The sequence below is a fragment of the Massilia rhizosphaerae genome (assembly GCF_016093545.1).
Lineage (GTDB): Bacteria > Pseudomonadota > Gammaproteobacteria > Burkholderiales > Burkholderiaceae_D > Telluria > Telluria rhizosphaerae.
This window is the reverse complement of the sequence record NZ_JADKYX010000022.1, coordinates 46,447-71,123: the sequence shown is the minus strand read 5'-3', so window position 1 is coordinate 71,123 and position 24,677 is coordinate 46,447. Positions and strand designations below refer to the sequence as shown.

At 66.8% G+C, this 24,677-nt stretch carries 21 protein-coding genes; 18 read left to right on the top strand and 3 right to left on the bottom strand.

Annotation, left to right across the window (positions count from 1 at the left end):
• The first annotated feature begins 27 nt into the window (after positions 1 to 27).
• The 8 genes from ISF28_RS25415 (at position 28) to ISF28_RS25380 (ending at position 11,975) form a co-directional block, all read left to right on the top strand.
• Positions 28 to 1,770 (top strand): IlvD/Edd family dehydratase, encoded by a 1,743-nt coding sequence (locus ISF28_RS25415; RefSeq protein WP_198119968.1) that lies wholly within the window; start codon positions 28 to 30, stop codon positions 1,768 to 1,770.
• Positions 1,771 to 1,901: 131 nt separating this feature from the next.
• Positions 1,902 to 2,894 carry an AraD1 family protein gene (gene araD1, locus ISF28_RS25410; protein WP_198119967.1) on the top strand — a complete coding sequence of 331 codons (993 nt, stop codon included), beginning with the start codon at positions 1,902 to 1,904 and terminating at the stop codon, positions 2,892 to 2,894.
• On the top strand, positions 2,891 to 4,480 hold the full coding sequence (locus ISF28_RS25405; RefSeq protein WP_198119966.1) for an aldehyde dehydrogenase (NADP(+)): 1,590 nt from the start codon (positions 2,891 to 2,893) through the stop codon (positions 4,478 to 4,480). Before araD1 ends, ISF28_RS25405 begins: the two co-directional genes overlap by 4 nt.
• Positions 4,481 to 4,547: 67 nt before the next feature.
• Positions 4,548 to 5,315, top strand: coding sequence for an SDR family NAD(P)-dependent oxidoreductase (locus ISF28_RS25400; protein ID WP_198119965.1), 768 nt, complete (start codon positions 4,548 to 4,550; stop codon positions 5,313 to 5,315).
• 142 nt (positions 5,316 to 5,457) lie between these two features.
• A complete protein-coding gene (locus tag ISF28_RS25395; protein ID WP_198119964.1) occupies positions 5,458 to 7,011 on the top strand; it encodes an alpha-N-arabinofuranosidase in 1,554 nt (517 codons plus the stop codon).
• A 3-nt stretch (positions 7,012 to 7,014) separates the two neighbouring features.
• Positions 7,015 to 8,562 carry a glycoside hydrolase family 43 protein gene (locus ISF28_RS25390; RefSeq protein WP_198119963.1) on the top strand — a complete coding sequence of 516 codons (1,548 nt, stop codon included), beginning with the start codon at positions 7,015 to 7,017 and terminating at the stop codon, positions 8,560 to 8,562.
• A 15-nt stretch (positions 8,563 to 8,577) separates the two neighbouring features.
• Positions 8,578 to 9,603: an arabinan endo-1,5-alpha-L-arabinosidase gene (locus ISF28_RS25385; RefSeq protein WP_198119962.1), complete on the top strand. Its 1,026-nt coding sequence runs from the start codon at positions 8,578 to 8,580 to the stop codon at positions 9,601 to 9,603.
• The gene (locus ISF28_RS25380) at positions 9,600 to 11,975 is read left to right on the top strand and encodes a glycoside hydrolase family 127 protein (RefSeq protein ID WP_198119961.1); all 2,376 of its coding nucleotides are present in this window, start codon (positions 9,600 to 9,602) and stop codon (positions 11,973 to 11,975) included. Before ISF28_RS25385 ends, ISF28_RS25380 begins: the two co-directional genes overlap by 4 nt.
• Positions 11,976 to 11,980: 5 nt before the next feature.
• Here ISF28_RS25380 and rsgA read toward each other — a convergent pair whose 3' ends face one another.
• Positions 11,981 to 13,009: a ribosome small subunit-dependent GTPase A gene (gene rsgA / locus ISF28_RS25375; protein WP_198119960.1), complete on the bottom strand. Its 1,029-nt coding sequence runs from the start codon at positions 13,007 to 13,009 to the stop codon at positions 11,981 to 11,983.
• Between the two features lie 387 nt (positions 13,010 to 13,396).
• Here rsgA and ISF28_RS25370 point away from each other — a divergent pair, with 387 nt between their 5' ends.
• From ISF28_RS25370 to ISF28_RS25345, 6 genes are all read left to right on the top strand, one after another.
• Entirely contained in the window at positions 13,397 to 14,359 is a 963-nt protein-coding gene (locus tag ISF28_RS25370; protein WP_229519375.1) for an ABC transporter substrate-binding protein, read from the top strand.
• Between the two features lie 7 nt (positions 14,360 to 14,366).
• Positions 14,367 to 15,884, top strand: a complete 1,518-nt coding sequence (locus ISF28_RS25365; RefSeq protein WP_229519374.1) for a sugar ABC transporter ATP-binding protein — start codon at positions 14,367 to 14,369, stop codon at positions 15,882 to 15,884.
• Entirely contained in the window at positions 15,881 to 16,951 is a 1,071-nt protein-coding gene (locus tag ISF28_RS25360) for an ABC transporter permease (RefSeq protein WP_198119958.1), read from the top strand. Before ISF28_RS25365 ends, ISF28_RS25360 begins: the two co-directional genes overlap by 4 nt.
• Positions 16,948 to 17,940: a galactofuranose ABC transporter, permease protein YjfF gene (gene yjfF, locus ISF28_RS25355; protein ID WP_198119957.1), complete on the top strand. Its 993-nt coding sequence runs from the start codon at positions 16,948 to 16,950 to the stop codon at positions 17,938 to 17,940. The genes ISF28_RS25360 and yjfF overlap by 4 nt, the downstream gene beginning before the upstream one ends.
• 152 nt (positions 17,941 to 18,092) lie before the next feature.
• Positions 18,093 to 19,046, top strand: a complete 954-nt coding sequence (locus ISF28_RS25350; protein WP_198119956.1) for a glycoside hydrolase family 43 protein — start codon at positions 18,093 to 18,095, stop codon at positions 19,044 to 19,046.
• A gap of 53 nt (positions 19,047 to 19,099) precedes the next feature.
• Positions 19,100 to 20,041, top strand: coding sequence for a LysR family transcriptional regulator (locus tag ISF28_RS25345; RefSeq protein ID WP_198119955.1), 942 nt, complete (start codon positions 19,100 to 19,102; stop codon positions 20,039 to 20,041).
• 23 nt (positions 20,042 to 20,064) lie between these two features.
• Here ISF28_RS25345 and ISF28_RS25340 read toward each other — a convergent pair whose 3' ends face one another.
• On the bottom strand, positions 20,065 to 20,745 hold the full coding sequence (locus ISF28_RS25340; protein ID WP_198119954.1) for a thiol:disulfide interchange protein DsbA/DsbL: 681 nt from the start codon (positions 20,743 to 20,745) through the stop codon (positions 20,065 to 20,067).
• A gap of 178 nt (positions 20,746 to 20,923) precedes the next feature.
• Entirely contained in the window at positions 20,924 to 21,520 is a 597-nt protein-coding gene (locus tag ISF28_RS25335; protein ID WP_198119953.1) for an SMI1/KNR4 family protein, read from the bottom strand.
• A 104-nt stretch (positions 21,521 to 21,624) separates the two neighbouring features.
• Here ISF28_RS25335 and ISF28_RS25330 point away from each other — a divergent pair, with 104 nt between their 5' ends.
• From ISF28_RS25330 to ISF28_RS25315, 4 genes are all read left to right on the top strand, one after another.
• A complete protein-coding gene (locus ISF28_RS25330) occupies positions 21,625 to 22,320 on the top strand; it encodes a fumarylacetoacetate hydrolase family protein (RefSeq protein WP_198119952.1) in 696 nt (231 codons plus the stop codon).
• Positions 22,317 to 23,243, top strand: a complete 927-nt coding sequence (locus tag ISF28_RS25325; protein ID WP_198119951.1) for a 2-hydroxyacid dehydrogenase — start codon at positions 22,317 to 22,319, stop codon at positions 23,241 to 23,243. The genes ISF28_RS25330 and ISF28_RS25325 overlap by 4 nt, the downstream gene beginning before the upstream one ends.
• 99 nt (positions 23,244 to 23,342) lie before the next feature.
• Positions 23,343 to 24,371, top strand: coding sequence for a M4 family metallopeptidase (locus ISF28_RS25320; RefSeq protein WP_198119950.1), 1,029 nt, complete (start codon positions 23,343 to 23,345; stop codon positions 24,369 to 24,371).
• Positions 24,371 to 24,670: a protealysin inhibitor emfourin gene (locus tag ISF28_RS25315; protein ID WP_198119949.1), complete on the top strand. Its 300-nt coding sequence runs from the start codon at positions 24,371 to 24,373 to the stop codon at positions 24,668 to 24,670. Before ISF28_RS25320 ends, ISF28_RS25315 begins: the two co-directional genes overlap by 1 nt.
• Positions 24,671 to 24,677: the final 7 nt, after the last annotated feature.

The window sequence follows — 24,677 nt, the reverse complement described above, 5'->3', positions numbered from 1 at the left end:
TACAAAAACGACGACGGAGGAAGGAACATGTCCGAGACAAAGAAGAAGCCCACCCTGCGTTCCGCAGCGTGGTTCGGCACCCAGGACAAGAACGGCTTCATGTACCGGAGCTGGATGAAGAACCAGGGTATCCCCGATCATGAATTCCAGGGCAAGCCGATCATCGGCATCTGCAACACCTGGTCCGAACTCACGCCCTGCAACGCGCACTTCCGCAAGCTGGCCGAGCACGTCAAGCGCGGCATCCTGGAGGCGGGCGGCTTCCCGGTCGAATTCCCGGTGTTCTCGAACGGCGAATCGAACCTGCGTCCGACCGCCATGTTGACCCGCAACCTGGCCAGCATGGACGTCGAAGAATCCATCCGCGGCAACCCCATGGACGGCGTCGTCCTGCTGGTCGGCTGCGACAAGACCACGCCGGCCCTGCTGATGGGCGCGGCCAGCGTCGACCTGCCGACCATCGTCGTCACCGGCGGCCCGATGCTGAACGGTAAGCTGAACGGCCAGGACATCGGTTCCGGCACCGCCGTCTGGAAATTGCACGAGCAAGCCAAGGGCGGCCAGATCTCGATGCACGACTTCCTCGCCGCCGAAGCGGGCCACGCGCGTTCCGCCGGCACCTGCAACACGATGGGCACCGCGTCGACGATGGCCTGCATGGCCGAATCGCTGGGCACCTCGCTGCCGCACAATGCCGCGATCCCCGCCGTCGACGCGCGCCGCTACGTGCTGGCGCACATGTCCGGCATGCGCATCGTCGAGATGGTCAACGAAGACCTGAAGCTGTCGAAGATCCTGACCCGCGAAAACTTCGAGAACGCGATCCGCGTGAACGCCGCCATCGGTGGTTCGACCAACGCCGTGATCCACCTGAAGGCGATCGCCGGCCGCGTGGGCGTGCCTCTGGAACTGGAAGACTGGACCAAGATCGGCAAGGGCACCCCGACCATCGTCGACCTGCAGCCGTCCGGCCGCTTCCTGATGGAAGAGTTTTATTACGCCGGCGGCCTGCCGGGCGTGATCCGCCGCCTGGGCGAAAACAACCTGCTGCCGCACAAGGATGCGCTGACCGTCAACGGCAAGACGCTGTGGGAAAACAACCAGGATGCGCCGATCTACAACGACGAGGTGATCCGCAAGATCGACAACCCGCTGATCGACGACGGCGGCATCTGCATCCTGCGCGGCAACCTGGCGCCGCGCGGCGCCGTGCTGAAGCCGTCGGCTGCGTCGCCGCACTTGATGACGCACCGCGGCCGCGCCGTCGTGTTCGAGGACTTCGACCACTACAAGGCTCGCATCGCCGACCCGGAGCTGGACGTCGACGAGAACTCGGTCCTCGTGATGAAGAACTGCGGTCCGATGGGCTACCCGGGCATGGCCGAAGTGGGCAATATGGGCCTGCCGCCGAAGCTGCTGGCCAAGGGCATTACCGACATGGTGCGCATCTCGGACGCGCGCATGAGCGGCACCGCCTACGGCACCGTCGTGCTGCACGTGGCGCCGGAAGCGCGGGCCGGCGGCCCGCTGGGCATCGTCAAGGACGGCGACTTCATCGAACTCGATTGCAAGAACGGCCGCCTGCACCTGGACGTGCCGGAAGAGGAAATCCAGGCCCGTCTGGCCGACCGCGCCGAAAACCAGAAGGAGCCGCCGCGCACCGGTTACGCGGGCCTGTACCTGGACCACGTGCTGCAGGCGGACGAGGGTTGCGATTTCGACTTCCTCGTCGGCTGCCGCGGCTCGGCCGTGCCCAAGCATTCCCATTGATCCGGCACGCGTAATGGTGGGCGGGGGCCGCCCACCCTACGTAGGGTGGGCATTTGAGGCCGGGGGCCTCAAATGAAACGTGCCCACCATTGCCATATTCATCGCGCACTGCGCACCGGAGACATTTGACCATGCTGCTCATCCAATACCAATCCGCCGCCGGCGACCGCCGCGTCGGCATCCTGAACGGCGACACCGTCACCGCCATCACCGGCTACGCCACCACGCTGGAACTGGCCAACGCCGCCATCGCGCAAGGCAAGGGCCTGGCCGCGCTGGCCGACGCCGCCGCGACCGGCGACAAGGAATCCTACGAAGCGATCGCGCAAGCGGGCCGCCTGCTGGCCCCGATCGATCACCCGGACGCCGCCCACTGCTACGTCACCGGCACCGGCCTGACGCACCTGGGCAGCGCCGACACGCGCGACGCCATGCACAAGAAGATCGGCGGCGACGTCGAGACGCTGTCCGACTCCATGAAGATGTTCCGCATGGGCGTCGAAGGCGGCAAGCCGGAAGCCGGCAAGGCCGGCGTGCAGCCGGAATGGTTTTATAAAGGCGACGGCTCGATCGTGCGCGCCGGCGGCCAGGAGATGGAAATGCCGGACTTCTCGCTGGACGGCGGCGAAGAGCCGGAGATCGCCGGCCTGTACGTGATCGGCGCGGATGGCCAGCCGTACCGCGTCGGTTTCGCGCTCGGCAACGAGTTTTCCGACCACGTGACGGAACGCCAGAACTACCTGTACCTCGCGCACTCCAAGCTGCGTAACTGCGGCGTCGGTCCGGCGCTGCTCGTCGGCGAACTGCCGGCCCACGTGCAGGGCGTGTCGCGCATCCGCGCGGCGGACGGCTCCGTGCGCTGGGAAAAGGCCTTCGTGTCGGGCGAACAGAATATGTCGCACACGATCGGCAACCTGGAATATCACCACTTCAAGTATGGCCTGTTCAACCGCCCGGGCGACGTGCACATCCACTTCTTCGGCACCGCCACCCTGAGCTTTGCCGACAGCGTGCAGGTCAAGGCGGGCGAAACGTTCGAGATCGAATCGCCCCAATTCGGCCCGGCGCTGCGCAACAAGCTGGCCGTCCACCCGACTCAATTTGCGAAAGTAAAGACCTTATGACCGACATCACCCTGGCACAGATCACCGGCGAAGCCCTCATCGGCGGCGCCGCCCAGCGCGGCAACGGCGGCTCGTTCAAGGCGTGGAACCCGACCGCGCGCGAGCACCTGGAACCCGCTTTCCACATGGTCGACATCGCCCAGATCGACCAGGCCTGCAGCCTGGCCGGCCAGGCGTTCGATGTCTTCCGCAACACGACCGACGAAGAACGTGCCGCGTTCCTGGACACCGTCGCCGAGCAGATCATGGCCCTGGGCGATGCGCTCGTCGAGCGCGCGATGGCGGAGACCGGCCTGCCGCGCGGCCGCATCGAGGGCGAGCGCGGTCGCACCTGCAACCAGCTGAAACTGTTCGGCAGCCTGCTGCGCGAAGGTTCGTGGCAGGACCCGCGCATCGACCCGGCGCTGCCGCAGCGCACGCCGCCGCGTCCGGACCTGCGCAGCCGCCTGATCGGCGTCGGCCCCGTCGCCGTGTTCGCGGCATCGAACTTCCCGCTCGCATTCTCGGTCGCCGGCGGCGACACGGCGTCCGCCTTCGCGGCCGGCTGCCCGGTCGTGCTGAAGGCCCACTCGGCCCACCCGGGCACGTCGGAACTGGTGGCGCGCGCCGTCGTGAAAGCCGTCGAACTGTGCGGCCTGCCGGCCGGCACGTTCGCGCTGCTGACCGGCACGGGCAACGGCATCGGCCAGGCGCTGGTCGCGCATCCCGCGATCCAGGCCGTCGGCTTCACCGGCTCGCGTTCCGGCGGCACGGCGCTGATGGCCGTCGCTGCGGGCCGCCAGCAGCCGATCCCGGTCTACGCCGAGATGAGCAGCATCAACCCGGTGTTCCTGCTGCCGCAGGCGCTGGAACAGCACGGCGAGCGCATCGGCCGCGAATTCGCCGCGTCGCTCACCCTGGGCGTCGGCCAGTTCTGCACCAACCCCGGCCTCGTGCTGGCGATCGACGGCCCGGGCCTGTCGACGTTCTGCGCGGCGGCGACGAGCGCGCTGAACGACACCCAGCCGGCCACGATGCTGTCGGCCGGCATCGCATCGAGCTTCCGCCGCGGCGTCGCCGCGCTGGCCGGCAACGAGGCGGTGACCACGCTGCTGCGCCTCGAGCACGACGATAACCAAGGCCACGCCGCGCTGTTCCGCGTGGAAGGCGACGAATTCCTGGCCCGCAAGGAGCTGCACGAGGAAGTGTTCGGCCCGGCCTCGCTGCTGGTCGTGTGCAAGGACGTCGAGCAGATGCGCGCCGTCATCGAGCACCTGGAGGGCCAGCTGACGGCCGCGATCCACCTCGAGGAAGGCGATATCGCGGCGGCGCAGGTGCTGCTGCCGACCTTGGAGCGCAAGGTCGGCCGCATCCTGGCCAACGGCTTCGGCACCGGCGTCGAAGTGGCGCACGCGATGGTGCACGGCGGTCCGTTCCCGGCCACGGCCGACGGCCGCAGCACCTCGGTGGGCACGGGCGCGATCTTCCGCTTCCTGCGCCCCGTGGCGTACCAGAACCTGCCGCAGGCATTGCTGCCGGCGGTGCTGCGCGACGAGAACCCGCGCGGGATCTGGCGCCGCCGCGACGGCGCGCTGGGCAAGGAATAAGCTTTAATGTAGCAACGGCGGTGCCCGCGCGGCACCGCCGACAATAATTATTCGGATGGAGACGACAATGAGTACTTTAGCCAAGTACGGGAGCCTGGAAGGCAAACGGGTATTCGTGACGGGCGGCGGCAGCGGGATCGGCGAAGCGATCGTGGCCGCGCTGGTGGAGCAGGGCGCGCTGGTGGGGTTTGTCGACATCATGCGCGACGCCAGCGAGGCGCTGGTCGCGCGCCTGGAGAAGGCGGGCCACACGGCACCGATGTACCGCTACTGCGACATCACGGACATCCCGAGCCTGCAGGCCGTGATGGCCGAGATGGCCGCCAAGCTGGGCGATTTCGACGTCGTCGTCAACAACGCCGCCAACGACCAGCGCCACCAGATCGGCGAAATCTCGGTCGAGTACTGGGACGAGCGCATCGCCATCAACCAGCGTCCGATGTTCTTCACCGTGCAGGCCGCGCTGGAGGGCATGAAGCGGCGCGGCGGCGGTTCCGTCATCAACTTCAGTTCGATGTCGTGGCACGCCAAGAACCCGAACTACCCGATCTACGCGACGACCAAGGCGTCCGTGATCGGCCTGACGCGCTGCCTGGCGCGCGACCTCGGTCAATTCAACATCCGCGTCAACACGGTCACGCCGGGCTGGGTGATGACCCAGCGCCAGATCGACCTGTGGCTGGACGAGTCGGGCGAAGCCGAGATCGCGCGCTCGCAGTGCCTGCCGGGCAAGCTGATGCCGGAGGATATCGCCGCGATGGTGCTGTTCCTGTCCGCCGACGACAGCAAGATGTGCACCGGCCAGGAATTCATCGTCGACGCAGGCTGGGTGTGACGCGCCCGCCGCGTTTTTCCCGTTAGCCCCAAAGCGTCGTTCCCGCATGCGTGGGGACGACGCTCTGCAGGATCCCCGCCGCGCTCGCGGCATCTGCCGTTCATCCCTGAAAACGTTCATCGACTATAACAACGGAGACCCCATGAAACCATTCCAACCCACCATCCTCGCCCTCGGCATCGCCGCCGCGTTCTGCGCCGGCGCCGCGTTCGCCCAGGTCAACGTCACGGTCGACGCGAACAAGCCGGGCGCCGTGATCGACAAGGACGTCTACGGCCAGTTCGCCGAACACCTCGGCACCGGCATCTACGGCGGCCTGTGGGTCGGCCCGGATTCGAAGATCCCGAATACGCGCGGCTGGCGCAACGACGTCGTCGGCGCCCTGAAGGCCATGCACGTGCCGCTGGTGCGCTGGCCGGGCGGCTGCTTCGCCGACGAATACCACTGGCGCGAAGGCATCGGCCCGCGCGACAAGCGTCCGGTGAAGGTCAACACGAACTGGGGCGGCGTGCCGGAAACGAATGCCGTGGGCACGCATGAATTCTTCGACCTCGTCGAGCAGCTGGGCGCCGACGCCTACGTCAACGGCAACCTGGGCACCGGCACGCCGCAAGAAGCGTCCGAGTGGATCGAATACATGACGTCGGAAGGCAAGTCGTCGCTGGCCCAGCTGCGCGCGAAGAACGGCCACCCGGCGCCGTTCAAGGTCGCCTATTTCGCCATCGGCAACGAGTCGTGGGGCTGCGGCGGCAATATGCGTCCGGAGTACTACGCCGACCTGTACCGCCAGTGGAATACGTTCCTGAAGGCGCCGCAGCATCTGCGTCCGAAGATGATCGCCAGCGGCGGCACGGCCGACGACACCAGCTGGACCGACGTCCTCTCGCGCGACCTGAAGGGCCGCACGGACGGCATCAGCTTCCACTACTACACGCTGCCGACGGGTAACTGGCAGCACAAGGGCGCCGCCACCGGCTTCCCGGAATCGGAATGGTTCTCGACCATGCACCAGACCCTGCGCATGGAAGACTTCATCCGCAAGAACGTCGCGATCCTCGACAAGAACGACCCGGAGAAGAAGATCGGCTTCGACGTGGACGAGTGGGGCACCTGGTACGACGTCGAGAAGGGCACGAACCCGGGCTTCCTGTTCCAGCGCAATACGATCCGCGACGCCATCGTCGCCGCGCTCAACTTCAACATGTTCCACGCCCACGCCGACCGCGTGCGCATGACGAACATCGCGCAGATGGTCAACGTGCTGCAGGCCATGATCATCACCGACAACGACAAGATGTTGCTGACGCCGACCTACTACGCGTACAAGATGTACGTGCCGTTCCAAGGCGCGACGTCGTTGCCGGTCACGCTGTCCAACAACACGACCTACGGCGAGAACGGCCAGGGCGTGCCGGGCATCAGCGCGTCGGCCGCGAAGGCCAAGGACGGCAAGACCTATGTCGCCCTCGTCAACACGAACCCGATTGAGGCCACCGACGTCGTCCTGAACGTCGCCGGCCAGAACGTCGGCGCCGTGCGCGGCCAGCTGCTGACCGCGAATGCGATGGACGCCCACAACACGTTCGAGCACAAGGACGCCGTCAAGCCGGTGCCGTTCAGCGCCAACGCCAGCGGCGGCAAGCTGACGATCAAGGTGCCGGCCAAGTCGGTGCTGGTCCTGGCCGTGGAGGGCTGAGCCATGGCGCACGCATTGACTCCGCGTGCGCTGGCTGCCGCCGTGGCCGCCGCGCTGCTCCTCGCCGGTTGCGGCGGGGGCGGTGGCGGCGGTGCCGCGGCGGTGAGCACGCCGATCGCGACCACGCCGTCGACCCCCGCGCCGACGCCGGCGCCGACGACCGATACATCGACGCAGGCCGCGATCAGTTTCGCCAACGTGTCCGTGCACGACCCGGCCGTCATCAAGGTCGGCGACACCTGGTACGCGTTCGGCTCGCACCTGGCGGCCGCCAAGACCACGGACCTGATGAACTGGACGAGGATCGCCGACGGCGTCAACGACGCCAATCCGTTGTTCACGAAGGTGACGACGGCGCTGGCCGACACGTTCGCGTGGGCCCAGGTCACGGACCTGTGGGCGCCGGACGTCATCCAGCTCGACGACGGCAAGTTCTACATGTACTACGACGCGTGCAAGGGCGATTCGCCGCGCTCCGCGCTGGGCGTGGCCGTCGCCGACAAGATCGAGGGCCCGTACGTCAACAAGCAGGTGTTCCTCAAGTCCGGCATGTGGGGCGAGGTCAGCCCGGACGGTACCGTGTACGACGCGCTCAAGCATCCGAACGTCGTCGATCCGAACACGTTCCGCGACGCGAACGGCAAGCTCTGGATGATCTACGGCTCGTACTCGGGCGGCATCTTCATCATGGCGATGGACCCGGCCACCGGCCTGCCGGTCGCCGGCCAGGGCTACGGCAAGCACCTCATGGGCGGCAACCACGCGCGCATCGAAGGCGCGTACGTGATGTACAGCCCGCAGACGAAGTACTACTACCTGTTCACGTCGTTCGGCGGACTGGCTGCCGACGGCGGCTACAACATGCGCGTGGCGCGTTCCACGAACCCGGACGGCCCGTACCTGGACGCCACCGGCAAGGACATGGCCGACGTGAAGGCCGATCCGACCAAGCCCCTGTTCGACGACGCCAGCATCGCGCCGTACGGCCAGAAACTGTTCGGCAACTACCAGTTCGCGGTGGCGAACGGGGAGTCGGGCACGCCCATCGGCTATGTCTCGCCGGGCCACAACTCGGCGCGCTACGAGGCGGCGACGAACCAGTACTTCCTGATCTTCCACACCCGCTTCCCGGGCCAGGGCGAATACCACGAAGTGCGCGTGCACGAGATGTTCATCAACGAGGACGGCTGGCCGGTGGCGGCGCCGCTGCGTTACGTGCCGCTGGCGACGAGCGCGACGACGCTGTCCGCGACCGTCACGAGCGCGGACGCGGCCGGTGCGTACAAGATGGTCGACCACGGCAAGGATATCTCGGCCACGGTCAAGCAGTCGCAGGCCATCCGGCTGGAGAGCGCCGGCACGGTGACGGGCGCGGTGAGCGGCACCTGGACGCACAACGGCAACAACAACGTCGCCATCGTGATCGGCGGCGTCACCTACAGCGGCGTGCTGTCGCGCCAGTGGAACCCGAACGCGAACGCCTTCGTCGTGACCTTCACGGCGCAGTCGAAGACCGGCGTGTCGTTGTGGGGCATCCGCACCGGCACGTAATCGAAAGGACGAACCATGCGTAAGACGAGACTCGGGGCCGGCGCGCTGGCGCTCGCCGCGGTGCTGGCCGCGGCGCTGACGGCCCACGCGTCGCAGGTCGGCGTGCACGACCCCGTGATGGCCAAGGAAGGCGGCACGTATTATGTGTTCAGCACCGGCCCCGGGATCACGTTCTACTCGTCGTCCGACATGCTGCACTGGAAGCCGGAAGGCCGCGTGTTCGCCGGCGCACCGGCGTGGGCGAAGCGCGCGGCGCCGACGTTCAACGACCATATCTGGGCGCCGGACATCCACCGGCACGACGGCCGCTGGCTGTTGTACTACTCGGTGTCCGGGTTCGGCAAGAACACGTCGGGCATCGGCGTGACGACCAATGCCACGCTGGATCCGCGCGCGCCGAACTACCGCTGGGAAGACCAGGGCATGGTGGTGCAGTCGGTGCCGGGCCGCGACATGTGGAACGCCATCGACCCCAACGTCGTCGAGGACGACAAGGGCCAAGGCTGGATGACGTTCGGCTCGTTCTGGGGCGGCATCAAGCTCGTCAAGCTGGACGCCGGCTGGACGAAGCTCGCCGAGCCGCAGGAATGGCACACCATCGCGCGGCGCGAGCGTCCCGCGTTCACGCCGGACGAGCAGGCCGGGCCGGCCGAGATCGAAGGGCCGTTCATCTTCAAGAAGAACGGGTACTATTACCTGTTCGTCTCGTGGGGCCTGTGCTGCCGCGGGCCGGAGAGCACCTATCACGTCGTCGTCGGCCGCGCCCATGACGTCAAGGGGCCCTATCTCGACCGCGCGGGCAGGGACATGGCGCAGGGCGGCGGCTCGCTCGTGATCCAGGGCGACAAGGACTGGAAGGCGCTGGGCCACAACAGCGCCTACACGTTCGACGGCCGCGACGTCTTCGTGCTGCACGCCTACGAGACGGCCGACCATTACAAGCAGAAGCTGAAGGTGCTGGACATCCACTGGGACAAGGACGGCTGGCCGACCGTCGATCCGAAAGACCTCAACCGATACGTGAGCGAGGAAGTCAAATGAAGCTGAGCCGCATCGCCGCGCTGCTGCTGGCCCTGGGCGCCGCCTCGGCGCAAGCCGCCGACCTGTTCCCGCTGCGGGACGTGCGCCTGGGCGCGAGCCCGTTCCTGGACGCCCAGGCGACGGACCTGAACTACCTGATGGCGCTGGAGCCGGACCGCCTGCTGGCGCCCTACCTGCGCGAGGCGGGCCTCACGCCCAAGCAGCCCAGCTACGGCAACTGGGAATCGTCCGGCCTGGACGGCCATATGGGCGGCCACTACCTGTCCGCGCTGGCCTTGATGTACGCGTCGACCGGCGATGCGGAGGTCAAGCGGCGCCTCGACTACTTCGTCGCGGAGCTCAAGCGCGCGCAGACCGCCAACGGCGATGGCTACCTGGGCGGCATCCCGGGCGGACGCGCCGCGTGGCGCGACGTCGCCGCCGGCAAGCTCCACGCCGATAATTTTTCCGTCAACGGCAAATGGGTCCCGTGGTACAACCTGCACAAGATCTTCGCGGGCCTGCGCGACGCCTACCGCTACGCCGGCAACGAGGATGCCAGGGCGATGTTGATCGCTCTGTCCGACTGGGCGCTGCGGTTGACGAGCCACCTGACGGACGAGCAGATGCAGCAGATGCTGAAGGCCGAGCAGGGCGGCATGAACGAGGTGCTGGCCGACGTCGCCCAGATGACGGGCGACAGCAAGTATATGGATCTGGCGCTGCGGTTCTCGCACCAGGCCCTGTTGCAGCCGCTGGAAAAGCACGAAGACAAGCTCACGGGCCTGCACGCCAACACGCAGATCCCGAAAGTGATCGGCTTCAAGCGCATCGGCGAACTCACGGGCCGCAAGGACATGGCGGATGCCGCCGCGTTCTTCTGGCAGACCGTCGTCGACCACCGCACGGTGGCCATCGGCGGCAACAGCGTGAGGGAGCACTTCAACGACGCCAACGACTTCAGCCCGATGATCGACGAGGTCGAGGGACCGGAGACCTGCAACACCTACAACATGCTCAAGCTGACCGAGATGTTGTTCGAGACCTCGAAGGACGGAGCAAGGCGGGCGTCTTACGCGGACTATTACGAGCGCGCGCTGTACAACCACATCCTCGCGTCGGAGCATCCCGGCACGGGCGGTTTCGTCTACTTCACGCCGATGCGCCCGAACCACTACCGCGTGTATTCGCAGGTGGACAAGGCGATGTGGTGCTGCGTCGGCTCCGGCATCGAGAGCCACGCGAAGTACGGCGAATTCATTTACGCGCATGAGGCGAAGGGCGGCGATGCGGCACTGTTCGTGAACCTGTTCATCCCGTCCACGCTCGACTGGCGCGAGAAGAACGTCAAGATCACGCAGGCGAACGACTTCCCGGACCAGGCCAACACGCACATCACCGTCGACGGCGATGCCAAGTTCACGATGAAGATCCGCTACCCGGCCTGGGTCGCGCCGGGCAAGCTGGCCGTCAAGGTGAACGGCAAACCGGTCAAGGTGGATGCGCAACCCGGCAGCTACGTCGGCCTCGATCGCACGTGGCGGAAGGGCGATCGCGTCGACGTGAGCCTGCCGATGGCGATGCACCTGGAGCAGATGCCGGACAAGTCGAATTACTACGCCGTGCTGTACGGCCCCATCGTGCTGGCCGCGAAGACGAATCCGTTCCCGACGGAGCACCTGAACTTCTTCGCGGACGATACGCGCATGGGCCACGTGCCGTCCGGCCAGGTGTGCCCGCTGGAGGCGGCGCCCACCTTCGTGGCGGACAGCCGCGATTTCACGAAGCGCTTCAAGCCGGTGAAGGGCAAGCCGCTGACGTTCACGGCGCCCGGCGTCGTGCAGGGCGGGGCGGGATCGCTGACCGAGTTCATTCCGTTCTTCCGCCTGCACGATTCGCGCTACATGATCTACTGGCCGCAAAGCACGCCGGCCGAGTACGCGCACCTGAAGCAGGAAGAAGCCGCCAAGGAAGCCGAGCGGCTGGTGCTGGACGCCCAGACCATCGACCAGGTGGCGCCGGGCGAGCAGCAGCCGGAAGTCGACCACGGCTTCAAGGGCGAGGGCGCCGACGCCGGCATCAACAGCGGCCGCCATTGGCGCCACGCGAGCAAGTGGTTCAGCTACCAGCTCAGCGATCCGAAACGCGAAGCGAAGGCCCTGCGCCTGACGTTCGCGCGCGGGGACGCGGGCCGCAAGTTCGACATCGTCGTGAACGGCCAGCGTGTTGCGGAAGTCGAACTGGCGGCCGGAGAAGCGCAGGATTTCTATACCCGCGACTTCGCGCTGCCGTCCGCGCTCGTGCAGGGCGCGAACGGCAAGCTGGAGGTGAAATTCGTCGCCAGGGACGGTTCGATGGCGGGCGGCTTGTACGGGCTGCGGCTGCTGCGCTGAACCGCTCAGCGTTTGGCCTGGGCGCGCGCCCTGGCCATCCGGTTCAGCACCTTCCACTTCGACCTCTCCGCAATGCGGTCCAGCGGCGTGGCCGCCGCATGCCGCGCTTCGCGCAACAGCTTGCGGTAGTTGCACAGGCGGTCCGCGTCCACGACGCCGCGTAGCGCGCATCCCGGCTCCTCCATGTGGGTGCAGTCGTGGAAGCGGCAGTGCGCGGCGAGCGTCGCGATGTCGGCGAAGGCCGCGTTGACATCGTCCTCGTCGGCGTCGGGCTGCCAACTGCGCAGTCCCGGCGTGTCGATCACGCACGCGCCGCCGGCGCACAGGTGCAGCGAACGCGACGTCGTCGTGTGGCGCCCGCGGTCGTCGCCCTTGCGCACGCCGCCGGTCGCCTGGTGCGCGTTCGCCAGCGTGTTCGTGAACGTCGACTTGCCGACGCCAGAGGTGCCGAGCAGGACGAGCGTCTGGCCCGCGCCGGTCCACGGCGCCAGCGCGTCGGCGGCCGCCTGCTCCAGCGGATGCACGCGCAACACGGGGATCTCCGCCGGCAGGCGGGCGCCGACCTGCGCGGCCTTCCGGTCCGCGTCCGGCACGAGATCGCCCTTCGTCAGGGCGATCACGGGCGACACCTCGCACGACCGCGCCACCATCAGGTAGCGCTCCAGCCGGCGCAGGTTGAAATCGCCGTCGAGACCCATCACGAGCAAGGCCGTGTCGATGTTCGTGGCGAGCCGCTGGCGCGTGCCGTGGGCGTCGCGCCGTACCAGTTCATTCAGCGGGTCGACGAGCGTGTGGACCCAGGCTTCGTCTTGCTCGTTGTGGTCGAAGAGGACCCAGTCGCCGACGGCGGGCGCCGCGTCGAGGGCGGGATGGAGCCGGGCAGGGAAGTCGCGCAGGCCGTCGTGCAGGACGAGCGCGCTGCGGTGCACGCTCGCCACGCGCGCGGGATGGCCGCGGTCGTGCATGGCCAGGCGTGCGGCGATGGGGTTATTGAGTCCGATGCGGCGCAGCGCCGCGAAATCGAAGTCGATCATGATCGTTGTGTTCCTGTCGTGAAGTGCGCACGGGCGCGCGGGTACGCCGCCGCGTGACGCGCGGCGGTGACGGATTCGGTCAGGGAAGATCGGCGCGGCTGGCGCGCCCGGTCACGACGATTGAGTGATCGACGGGGGAGCGCGGTCAGGCGGCCGACGAGAGGGCAATATCCGGCTGGTTCATGAGGCTCTCCTTATGGCGTTGAATTCGCGTTGAATTTGCGCTGAATGATAGGATCGAATTATAGCGTGGAGAATCCACGTCGGGCCAAGTGGGCAAGGGTGATGTTGATATCAAAACGAGTATCGTTTTGGTCAAAAAAATGATTGGATGTGCATCTCGTTTCTGGCATAGTATCCGTGCACAACAATTCTGGAGACCAAGTGATGACCATCACCCGCAGAACCCTCCTGGGCGTTGCCGCCGCCGTCGCGTGCGCAACCGCCATTCCGGCCTTTGCCGCCAAACCCCTCACGATCGGCTTCTCGCAGGTCGGCGCCGAAAGCGAGTGGCGCACCGCGAATACCGCCTCGATCAAGGACGCCGCCAGGAAGGCCGGCGTCATCCTGAAATTCGCCGACGCCCAGCAACAGCAGCAGAACCAGGTCAAGGCGATCCGCTCCTTCATCGCCCAGCACGTCGACGTGATCGCATTCTCGCCCGTCGTGGAAACCGGTTGGGAAACCGTGCTGCGCGAAGCAAAGAACGCGAAGATCCCCGTGATCCTGACCGACCGCGCCGTCAAGGTCAGCGACCCGTCGCTGTACGTCAGCTTCATCGGTTCGGACTTCGTGGAAGAGGGCCGCCGCGCCGGACGCTGGCTGCTCGACTACGACAAGAAGATCGGCGGCAAGCCGCTGAACATCGTCGAGCTGCAGGGCACCACCGGCGCCGCGCCGGCGATCGACCGCAAGACCGGCTTCGCCGAAGCCATCGCGGCGAATCCGAAGCTGAAGATCATCCGTTCGCAGACCGGCGACTTCACCCGCTCCAAGGGCAAGGAAGTCATGGAAGCCTTCCTGAAATCCGAAGGCAAGAACATCAACGTGCTGTTCGCGCACAACGACGACATGGCCATCGGCGCGATCCAGGCCATCGAGGAAGCGGGCCTGAAGCCGGGCAAGGACATCATCATCATCTCGATCGACGGCGTGCGCGGCGCGTTCGAGGCCATGATGCAAGGGAAGCTGAACGTGACGGTGGAGTGCAATCCGCTGCTCGGTCCGACCCTGATCCAGACGGCGCAGCAGGTGGCGGCCGGCAAGCCGGTCCCCAAGCGCATCGTCGTCAACGAAAGCGTGTTCCCGGCTGAGGTGGCGGCGAATGAATTCCCGAACCGGAAGTACTGAGCCGGTCATGGTCGATTCGAAACAGCCGGTACTGGAAGTCACCGGCATCCATAAAGCGTTCCCCGGGGTGAAGGCGCTGTCCGATGCGGGCCTGCGCCTGTTCCCCGGCGAGGTCCACACGCTGATGGGCCAGAACGGCGCGGGCAAGTCCACGCTGATCAAGGTCCTCACCGGCGTGTACCAGCCGGACGCCGGCAGCATGGTGCTGGAGGGCCGGGCCATCCGCCCGCGCTCCACGCAGGACGCGCAGGACCTCGGCATCAGCACGGTCTACCAGGAAGTCAATCTGTGCCCGAACCTGTCGGTCGCGGAAAACATCTTCATCGGTCGCTATCCGCGCCGCTTCGGCATGGTCGACTGGCGCGCGATGCGGTCGCAGGCCACGGCGCTGCTGGAACGACTGCAGATCCACGTCGACGTCAGCAAACCCCTCGCCGATTACCCGCTCGCGATCCAGCAGATGGTCGCCATCGCCCGTGCGCTGAACACGGAATCGCGCGTGCTGATCCTCGACGAACCCACGTCCAGCCTGGACGAGGCGGAAGTGCAGATGCTGTTCTCGGTGCTGCGCCGCCTGCGCGAAGAGGGCATGGCGATCCTGTTCGTCACCCACTTCCTCGACCAGACCTATGCCATCTCCGACCGCATCACGGTGATGCGCAACGGCGAGCGCGAAGGCGAGTATGCTTGCTCCGACCTGTCGCGCCTGGCCCTCGTCAACAAGATGATCGGCGCGCCGGCCGACGCCGAACACGCGACCGAGACCGCCGCGCAGGACGACGCGCACGAACACGGTGAAGTGTTCCTGCGCGCCCGCGGCATCGCGCGCAAGGGCGTGCTGTCGCCGGTCGACCTGGAGATCCGCCGCGGCGAGCTGCTGGGCCTTGCCGGCCTGCTCGGCTCCGGCCGCACGGAAACCGCGCGCCTGCTGTTCGGCGCCGACAAGGCGGACGCGGGCAGCATCGACATCGACGGCAAGCAGGTCGGCTTCTCGACCCCGCGCGACGCCATTGCGCAAGGCATCGGCTTCTGCTCGGAAGACCGCAAGCACGAAGGCGCAATCCTCGCGCTGTCCGTGCGCGAAAACGTGATCCTCGCGCTGCAGGCGCGCCAGGGGATCTTCCGCGCCATCCCATTCAAGCGCCAGCAGCAGCTGGCGACCGATTACGTCAAGTGGCTGGGCATCAAGACGGCCAGCATCGAGACGCCGATCGGCACGCTCTCCGGCGGCAACCAGCAGAAGGTCTTGCTGGCGCGCTGGCTCGCGACCGACCCGCGCCTGATGATCCTCGACGAACCGACGCGCGGCATCGACGTGCGCGCCAAGCAGGAAATCATGGATTACGTCAGTAACTTGTGCCGCAAGGGCATGTCGATTCTCTTCATCTCGTCCGAACTGCCGGAAGTGCTGCGCGTGTCGGACCGCATGGTCGTCATGCGCGACCGCAAGGCCTGCGGCGAATACCGCCGCGGTGAGCTGGACGAGACGACCGTGCTGCACGTGATCGCGGGGGAGACGGCATGAGCGCGCCCACCACCGACGCCACCGTCAAACCGGCCGCGCAAGGCGCCGGCGCACGCGGCGCCTGGCTGCAGCATCCGCTCGTGCGTCCCATCGGCGCGCTCGTCGTGCTGCTGCTCGTCGACGCGTTCCTCGTGCCCGGCTTCTTCCACATGGAAGTCAAGGAAGGCCACCTGTACGGCGCCGTCATCGACATCCTCAACCGCGCCGCGCCGCTGATGCTGGCGGCGCTCGGCATGACGCTCGTCATCGCCACGCGCGGCATCGACATCTCCGTCGGCGCCGTCGTCGCGCTGGCCGGCACCGTGTCCGCGATGCTCATCGGCGGCACGATGGTCATGCACAACGGTACGCCCGAATACGTCGCGAACACGCCGATGGCCGTCGCGCTGGCGGCGGCGCTCGGCGTCGCGCTGCTGTGCGGCCTGTGGAACGGCGTGCTCGTCGCCGGCATCAAGCTGCAGCCCATCGTCGCCACCTTGATCCTGATGGTGGCGGGGCGCGGCCTCGCGCAACTGCTGACGGACGGCCAGATCGTCACCGTGTACTACGAGCCGTTCTTCTTCCTGGGCAGCGGCTACCTGGCCGGCCTGCCGTTCTCGCTGTTCGTCGTCGCCGCCGTGTTCATTGCGACCATGCTGCTGGTGAAGAAGACCGCGCTCGGCCTGTTCATCCAGGCCGTCGGCATCAATCCGGTGGCGGCGCGCCTGGCCGGCTTGCGCACCGCGACGCTGATCATTTTCGTGTACGTGTTCTGCAGCGCCTGCGCGGGCCTGGCCGGCATGCTGATCACGTCGAACATCAAGAGCGCGGACGCGAACAACGCGGGCCTGCTGCTGGAACTGGACGCGATCCTGGCCGTCACGCTGGGCGGCACGTCGCTGGCCGGCGGCAAATTCAGCCTGGTGGGCAGCATGATCGGCGCGCTGATCATCCAGACGCTCACCTACACCATCTACTCGCTGGGCGTGCCGCCCGAAGTGAACATGGTCGTCAAATCCATCGTCGTCTTCGTCGTCTGCATTTCGCAGTCGAGCGAATTCAAGAACATCCTGCGGAGGTCCGCATGAGCGCGGTCGCAAGCAAGGCCCGCGGCGTATTCGCGGTTTCGTCCGCGCCGTGGTTCACGTCCCTCGTCACGGTGATCCTGCTGGTGGCGATGCTGGGCATCGGCGGGGCCGCGTATCCGGGCTTCCTGTCGCTGCAGGTGATCTTCAACCTCCTGATCGACAACGCGTACCTGCTCGTGATCGCGGTGGGCATGGGCTTCGTGATCCTCTCGGGCGGCATCGACCTGTCCGTCGGCTCCGTGCTGGCGCTGGCGACGATGATCTCGGCCTGGCTGCTGCAGAGCGCCCACTGGCCGCCGCTCGCCGTCATCGCGCTCGTGCTGCTGCTGGGCGCCTGCTTCGGCGGCGCGATGGGCGCGATCATCCACCTGTTCAAGCTGCAGCCGTTCATCGTCACGCTGGCCGGCATGTTCCTGGCCCGCGGCCTGTGCTACCTGATCAGCGTGGAATCGATCACCATCGACAACCCGATGTTCACGGCGATGTCGCAGACGCAGGTGCCGCTGTTCGGCGGCTTCCTGTCGCCGAGCGCCATCATCGCCGTCGTCGTGCTGCTCGTCGCCATCTGGCTCGCGCATTTCACGGCGTTCGGCCGTGCAGTCTACGCCGTCGGCGGCAACGAGCAGTCGGCTGCGATGATGGGCCTGAACGTGGGCCGCACGAAAGTCCTCGTGTACGCGCTGTCGGGCTTCTGCGCATCGATGGGCGGCGTGCTGTTCTCCTTCTACATGCTGTCCGGTTACGGCCTGCACGGGCAGGGCACGGAGCTCGACGCCATCGCGGCCGTCGTCATCGGCGGCACCTTGCTGACGGGCGGCTACGGCTACATTGCCGGCGCGCTGTCGGGCGTGCTGGTGCTGGGTGCCATCCAGACGCTGATCGCCTTCGACGGCACGCTCAGCTCGTGGTGGACCAAGATCGTCATCGGGGCGCTGCTGTTCATCTTCTGCGTCGTGCAACGCGTGATGGGCGGACGTTCCAAGCAATAAGCAGATAAGCAGATAAGCAGATAAGCAGGACCGTGGCGGCGGCGCACGCGGCTCCGACCCCCGGCCACACGGGGGCGAGGGCCGCGGCTGTCCGGCGCGACGACGTACCCGGCGCCGCCAACGCCGGTGATCGCAAAAACAACGGAGACTACATGCTCAAACTCGCGCTTGGCGCGGCCCTGGCCGCGACGACGGCACTCGCCGGTGCCGCCAATCCCATCACCAGCAAGATCTTCACGGCCGACCCCGCGGCCCTCGTCGACAACGGCCGCGTGTACCTGTACGTCGGCCACGACGAGGCGCCCGTCGGCGGCAAGGATTACCTGATGAACGAGTGGCGCGTGTTTTCCAGCTGCGACATGCAGCACTGGACCGAGCACCCGAACGGCGTGCCGTTCACCACGTTCAAATGGGCTGCCCGCGACGCCTGGGCCAGCGACATCACGAAGCGTAACGGCAAGTACTACCTGTACGTGACGGTCGAGCACAAGACGATCCCGGGCAAGGCGATCGGCGTCGCGGTGTCGGACAGCCCGACGGGCCCGTTCGTCGACGCGCGCGGCTCGGCCCTGATCACGAACGACATGACGCACGAGACCCCGATCAGCTGGGACGACATCGACCCGGCGATCTTCGTCGACGACGACGGCCAGGCGTACCTGTACTGGGGCAACACGGTCATGAAGTACGCCAAGTTGAAGTCGAACATGATCGAGCTGGACGGCCCGATCCACACGGTGGGCCTGGAGGCGTTCACGGAAGCGTCCTACCTGCACAAGCACAACGGCAAGTACTACCTGTCGTACTCGCGCAAGTGGCCGGAAGAGACCGCGTACATGACGGGCCCGACGGCCACCGGTCCGTGGTCCTACGGCGGCGTGATCATGGAGAAGAACACGAACCTCGGCACGATCCACCACGCGATCATCGACTTCAACGGCAAGTCCTACATCGTTTACCACAACGGCAAGCTGCCGACGGGTGGGGAGTACCGCCGTTCCGTCGCCGTCGAGGAGTTGCACTACGGCCCCGACGGCAAGATCCTGCCCGTTGCGCAGACGGCACAAGGCCCGGCCGCGAACCCGTCTTCCGCCTGCAAGCGATGACTGTTTCGCGAAGATTTCCGTTAAAGCAATATCGATAATGATATGATGTATTGATGGATACGACCAACCCGAACTGGTTTCTCAAGGCCCGCCTCAAGACGCGCCAACTGCTGCTCTTGATCGCGCTCGACGACTACCGCAACATCCACCGCGCGGCCGACGAACTGCACATGACGCAGCCGGCCGCCTCCAAGCAGATCAAGGATCTGGAGGAGATGCTGGACGTCAAGCTCTTCGAGCGCTTGCCGCGCGGCATGGAGCCGACGATCTACGGCGAGACGATGATCCGCCACGCGCGCATGGCCCTGACGAGCCTGGCGCTGGCGCACGACGACATCGTCACGCTCAAGGCTGGTTTGACGGGCCAGGTCGAGGTCGGCGTCATCATGACGCCCGCGATGGCGCTGCTGCCGCGCGCCATCGCCCGCGTGAAGGAAGAGGCCCCGCTGCTGCGCATCGGCGTGCAGCTGGAGACCAGTAACCTGCTGCTGAACAAGCTGCAGCACGGCACGCTGGACTTCATGATCGGCCGGATCTTCGACACGGGCGATACGTCCGGCCTGATCTACGAGGAACTGACCGAGGAGCCGGCGTGCGCCGTCGTGCGCCCCGGCCATCCGCTGCTGGAGCGCAAGAGCCTGACCCTGCAGGACATCGCGCCGCTGCCGTGGATCGTCCCGCCGCACGGCAGTATCCTGCGCTACCGCTTCGACATGATGTTCCGCCGTGCCGGACTGGAGCCGCCGGCGAACGTCGTCGACACGACGGCCATGCTGATGATCACCGCGCTGCTGCAGCAGACGGATTCGCTGCACGTGATGCCGATCGAGGTGGCGCAGTACTACGCGTCGCTGAACGTGATGCGCATCCTGCCCATCGACATCCCGTGCAAGATGGACGCCTTCGGCATCATCCGCCAGCAGGACCACCTGCTGTCCCCCGGCGCCGACCTGCTGCTGCGCGCCGTGCGGGCGGCCGCCAAGGAGATTTACTGAGTCACGCCTTCACGGCGCATCGCTCATTTCGACTTCTGCACCTTCGCGATCAACGCGTCCACCACCTGCAGGGTCTGCTGGAACAACTGCGGCTCGCTCTGGACGTGCGTCGTCTGGTACACCTGTCTCGGCGAGACCACGTACTTGCCGTCGACGATGATGGTCGGCACAGTCTCGACCTTGTAGTCGTTGAAAACGATACCTTGCTCGCGGTTCAGCATGGTCCTGACCCCGAACGAGTTCCAGGTGTCCGTGAACTTGGCCTTGTCGATGCCCGGCAGCTTGGAGGCCAGGTCGAGGACCTCCTGCTCCGTCAGCGTCTCCGACCGCTTGCGCCTCACGATGTCGCCCACGGCATCCATGATCCGCGCCTGATACGCTTCGTTCTTGCCCATCGCCTGCAGCGTCAGGAACAGATGCGCTTCCGGATCGTTGGGGCCCTGGTACGGCATGTGGATGCGCTTGAAGACGATGTTGTCTCCCTCTTTCTTCACCCATTGCTCCAGGATCGGTTCCAGCGCGTGGCAGTGCGGGCAGTGATACATGAAGAACTCGATGACCTCGACCTTCTTGCCGGCCGTCTGGCTCGGCTGCGACGGCGATAGCATCGTGTACTCGACACCGGGCTTGGGATCGGTCGTCGATGCGAACGCCGTGCTGGCGACGAGGCTGGCGGCGACCAAGGCAAAACGCAGGGAGCGCATAAATATCCTTCTTGTAATGGTTAGACGAATCAACGGGAGATTATCACTTTGTCAGGGCGGAGCTCGAGGCCGGAGCGTAATTTTTCTTCGGTCGATGCTCGCTTTAAGATTCATTTAAGCAATTGTCTGGTCTGCCGATCCATGCGGCGGGTCTGCGTAGTCGGGTTTCTGGCAGCCGTCATGGACGTTCGAGTTGCGCAAAATCTTCCGCCACCCTGGTCAGCTCACCGGTTTCATGGGACCAGCGATAAACCGCTGCCTCGAACCGGTCGTTAGCGCGGAGGAAGAGCAACTGGTCGCCCTCGCCATTGTGCGCTATCGCGAGCGCCTGGCGCGGGAATCGCTCCCACTCGGACAAGCGCTTCGTCTCCGCAACGACGTCGTTACACGTGCGCGCAAGGCGCTTCTTGTCGGTGCTGTCCATGATCGGATACAGACACCAGTCGTCGACATCGCCGGCCACTTCGCCGCCGTTGGCCGCCATCATTGCGCGTCGATAGCCATCGGGCAGCTTCGCGCCCAGCTTCTCTTCGGCGCTGCGCAGATATTTGTCATCGAGAGGGAAGGGCATGGGCGGGTTTCTGCAGGTATGTCGCTGTCTTGGTTCCGATTTGTTGACCGACGATGCGGTTGACGTTCGATCGCCAACAGCCAAAAAGTGCCAAGTCTTGCCGGGATTGAGCAGCTTGAGCCGCTCGTGCCGCGCATAGTCGAGCAGGACGCGGCCCCGTTCCGTCAGGCGCATCGCGTCACCAGCGGAATAAGCGATCGACATTCATTTGTGCCAAACCTTATCGTTTTGTGTCAGACTTGATCTTTCGTCCACAGTTGCCCCGCATTCGCCCCGATGTCGCGGCAACCGTATTTACAAGGATCAGCATGACCGGCTTCGTCATTCCGCCTCCCGCCGTCCCGGCCCTCGCCGTCGCCGGGTCCGACCAGGTGTTCCCGTTGCGCCGCGTGTTCTGCGTCGGCCGCAACTACGCCGCCCACGCGCGCGAGATGGGTTCCGATCCGAACCGCGAACCGCCGTTCTTCTTCACCAAGCCGGCCGACGCGGTCGTGCCGGCCAGCGGCGTCCTGCCGTACCCGCCGGCCACGCGCGAGCTGCACCACGAGGTCGAACTGGTCGTCGCATTGAAGGGCGGCGGCAAGGACATCGCGGCGGATGCGGCCATGGACCTGGTCTGGGGCTATGGCGTGGGCCTGGACCTCACGCGGCGCGACCTGCAGGCCGTCGCCAAGAAGGACGGCCGGCCGTGGGACATGGCGAAGGGCTTCGACGCCTCCGCGCCATGCAGCCCGCTCGTGCCCGCGGAACGCGTCGGCCATCCCCGTGAAGCGCGCATCTGGCTGGAAGTGAACGGCCAGGCGAGGCAGAAGGGCAACCTGGACGAGATGATCTGGCCCGTGGCCGACGTGATCGCCGCGCTGTCGCGCCTCGTCGCGCTGGCGCCGGGAGACCTGATCTTCACGGGCACGCCGGCCGGCGTCGACGCGCTGCAGCCGGGCGACAAGGTGCGCGGCGGCGTCGATGGCGTGACGACGTTCGAACTCGAGATCGGCGGGGCATGAAGACGGTCCTGCAGATCGGCGGCTTCGCGCCCGAGATCCAGGCCCGGATCGACGCCGAGTTCCGCTGCGTCGGCCTGGCCGACCTCGAACGCGAGCCCGCTCTCGCGGACGAGGTCAGCGCCATCGTCACGCGCAGCAACGAGGAGGTGCCGGAAGACGTCGTGCGGCGCCTGCCCGCCCTCGAGATCATCGCCACCTGCGGCGTCGGCTACGACCTGATTCCGCGGCTGCTCGCGGCCGAACGCGGCATCGTCGTGGCCAACACGCCGGACGTATTGAACGCGGCCGTGGCCGAGCTGTGCATCGGCTCCCTGCTGGCGCTGCTGCGCCGCCTGCCGCAGGCCGACCGCTTCGTGCGCGCGGGGCGCTGGTCCGCGGGCGCCTTCCCCCTGGCGACGAGCCTCGCGGGCAAGCACGTGGGCATCGTCGGCATGGGCCGCATCGGCAAGGAGATCGCGCGCCGGCTGGAGACGTTCGGCGTCGCGCTCGCCTACCACGGCCGCTCCGACCAGCAACTGGCGTGGCGCTACGAGGCCGATCTGCCCGTCCTCGCGCGCGATTCCGACATCCTGATCGTCGCGGCGCCCGGCGGGGCGGAGACGAAGCACCTGGTGGATGCGCGCGTGCTGGACGCGCTGGGTCCCGCCGGCTACCTCGTGAACGTGGCGCGCGGCTCGCTCGTCGACGAGCAGGCGCTGCTCGCGGCGCTGGAGCGGGGCGGCATCGCCGGCGCGGCGCTGGACGTGTTCGACGCCGAGCCGGACATCGACCCGCGCTTCTTCGACCTGGACAACGTGATGCTGACGCCGCACCTGGGCAGCGCCACGCACGAAACGCGCGCGGCGATGGCGCAACTCATGCTGGACAATGTGCGCAGCTGGTTCCGCAGCGGCAGGGCGCTGACCCCGGTCAAGCCGGACTGACGCGCCGTCCGGGCCGCGCCCCGCTATTGTGCGCCGCAACGCGGCCGGGTGGATTACGCTCATCCGGACCAGACGAGCGCAAACCGCAACGGAGGCCCCATGCACATCCACACGCCCGCGTGCAGTTGTTTCATCATCCCTTCTTCCATGCTGCTCAAGCTGGCCATCCAGGCCGACGAGGCCGAGCGACGACGCCTGCTGGAGCAGCTGGAACGGTCGGCCTTCCTGCGCGGCCAGCGCGCGGCCAGCGGCATCGCCGCACCGGGCCTGCTGGTGGCACCCGGGGTCAAGCACCGGACCGTGTACGACGTCCATCAACGCACCCGCCTGCCCGGCAAGCTGGTACGCACGGAGACGGGGGCGCCCGTGACCGACACCGCCGTCAACGAGGCGTTCGACGGCGCCGGCACCACCTACGACTTCTACCTGCAGGTCCTGCAGCGCAATTCCATCGACGGGCGCGGCCTGGGCATCGATTCGAGCGTCCATTACGGCAAGGCCTTCAACAACGCGTTCTGGAACGGCCGCCAGATGGTCTATGGCGACGGCGACGGCAAATTCTTCACCGGCTTCACGCGCGCGCTCGACGTGATCGCGCACGAGCTGACGCACGGCGTCACGCAGTACACGGTGCCGGGCGGTGGCCTCGTCTACGACGGCCAGAGCGGGGCGCTGAACGAATCCGTGTCGGACGTGTTCGGATCCGTCGTCAAGCAGTGGCATCTCAAGCAGACCGTCAAAAAGGCCGACTGGCTGATCGGCGCCGGCATCATGACGCCCGCCGTCGGCCACGCATTGCGCTCGATGGCCGATCCGGGCAACACGAGCCTCACGTGGTCGGGCGACGACCAGCCGGGCACGATGCAGGGCTATGTGGATGGCGGGGACGTGCACACGAATTCCGGCATCCCCAACCACGCGTTCTATCTCGCCGCCATGAAGCTGGGCGGGCATAGCTGGGACAAGGCGGCGCCGATCTGGTACCAGGCGCTGCCGCTGCTGCATCCGGACGCGACGTTCGCCGATGCCGCCCGGGCCACCGTCAAGGCGGCCGAGCTGCGCCACGGCGTGGGCTCGAGCGAGGCCGCGGCGGTGCAGGGCGCGTGGCACGAGGTGGGCGTCGTGTGATGCGCCTGTCGCTGCATTGCGTGGGCGGCTTCACGGGGCCGGCGGGCGCGCAGACGCGCAGCGTCGACGTCGACGGCCTGCCCGCCGCCGAGGGCGCGCGCGTGCGCGCGCTCGTGCAGGCGCTCGACCCGGCGCAACTGCCGGCGACGCTGTTGAAGGCGCGGCCGCAGCCGTGGGATTTCACGTACACGCTGACGATCGCCGACGGCGCGCCGCGGCAGGTGCGCTTTCACCTCGACGCGGCGCCGGCCGCGTTGCGCGACCTGGTCGAGATCATCGAGGCGCGGCCGCCGGACTGAATCGATT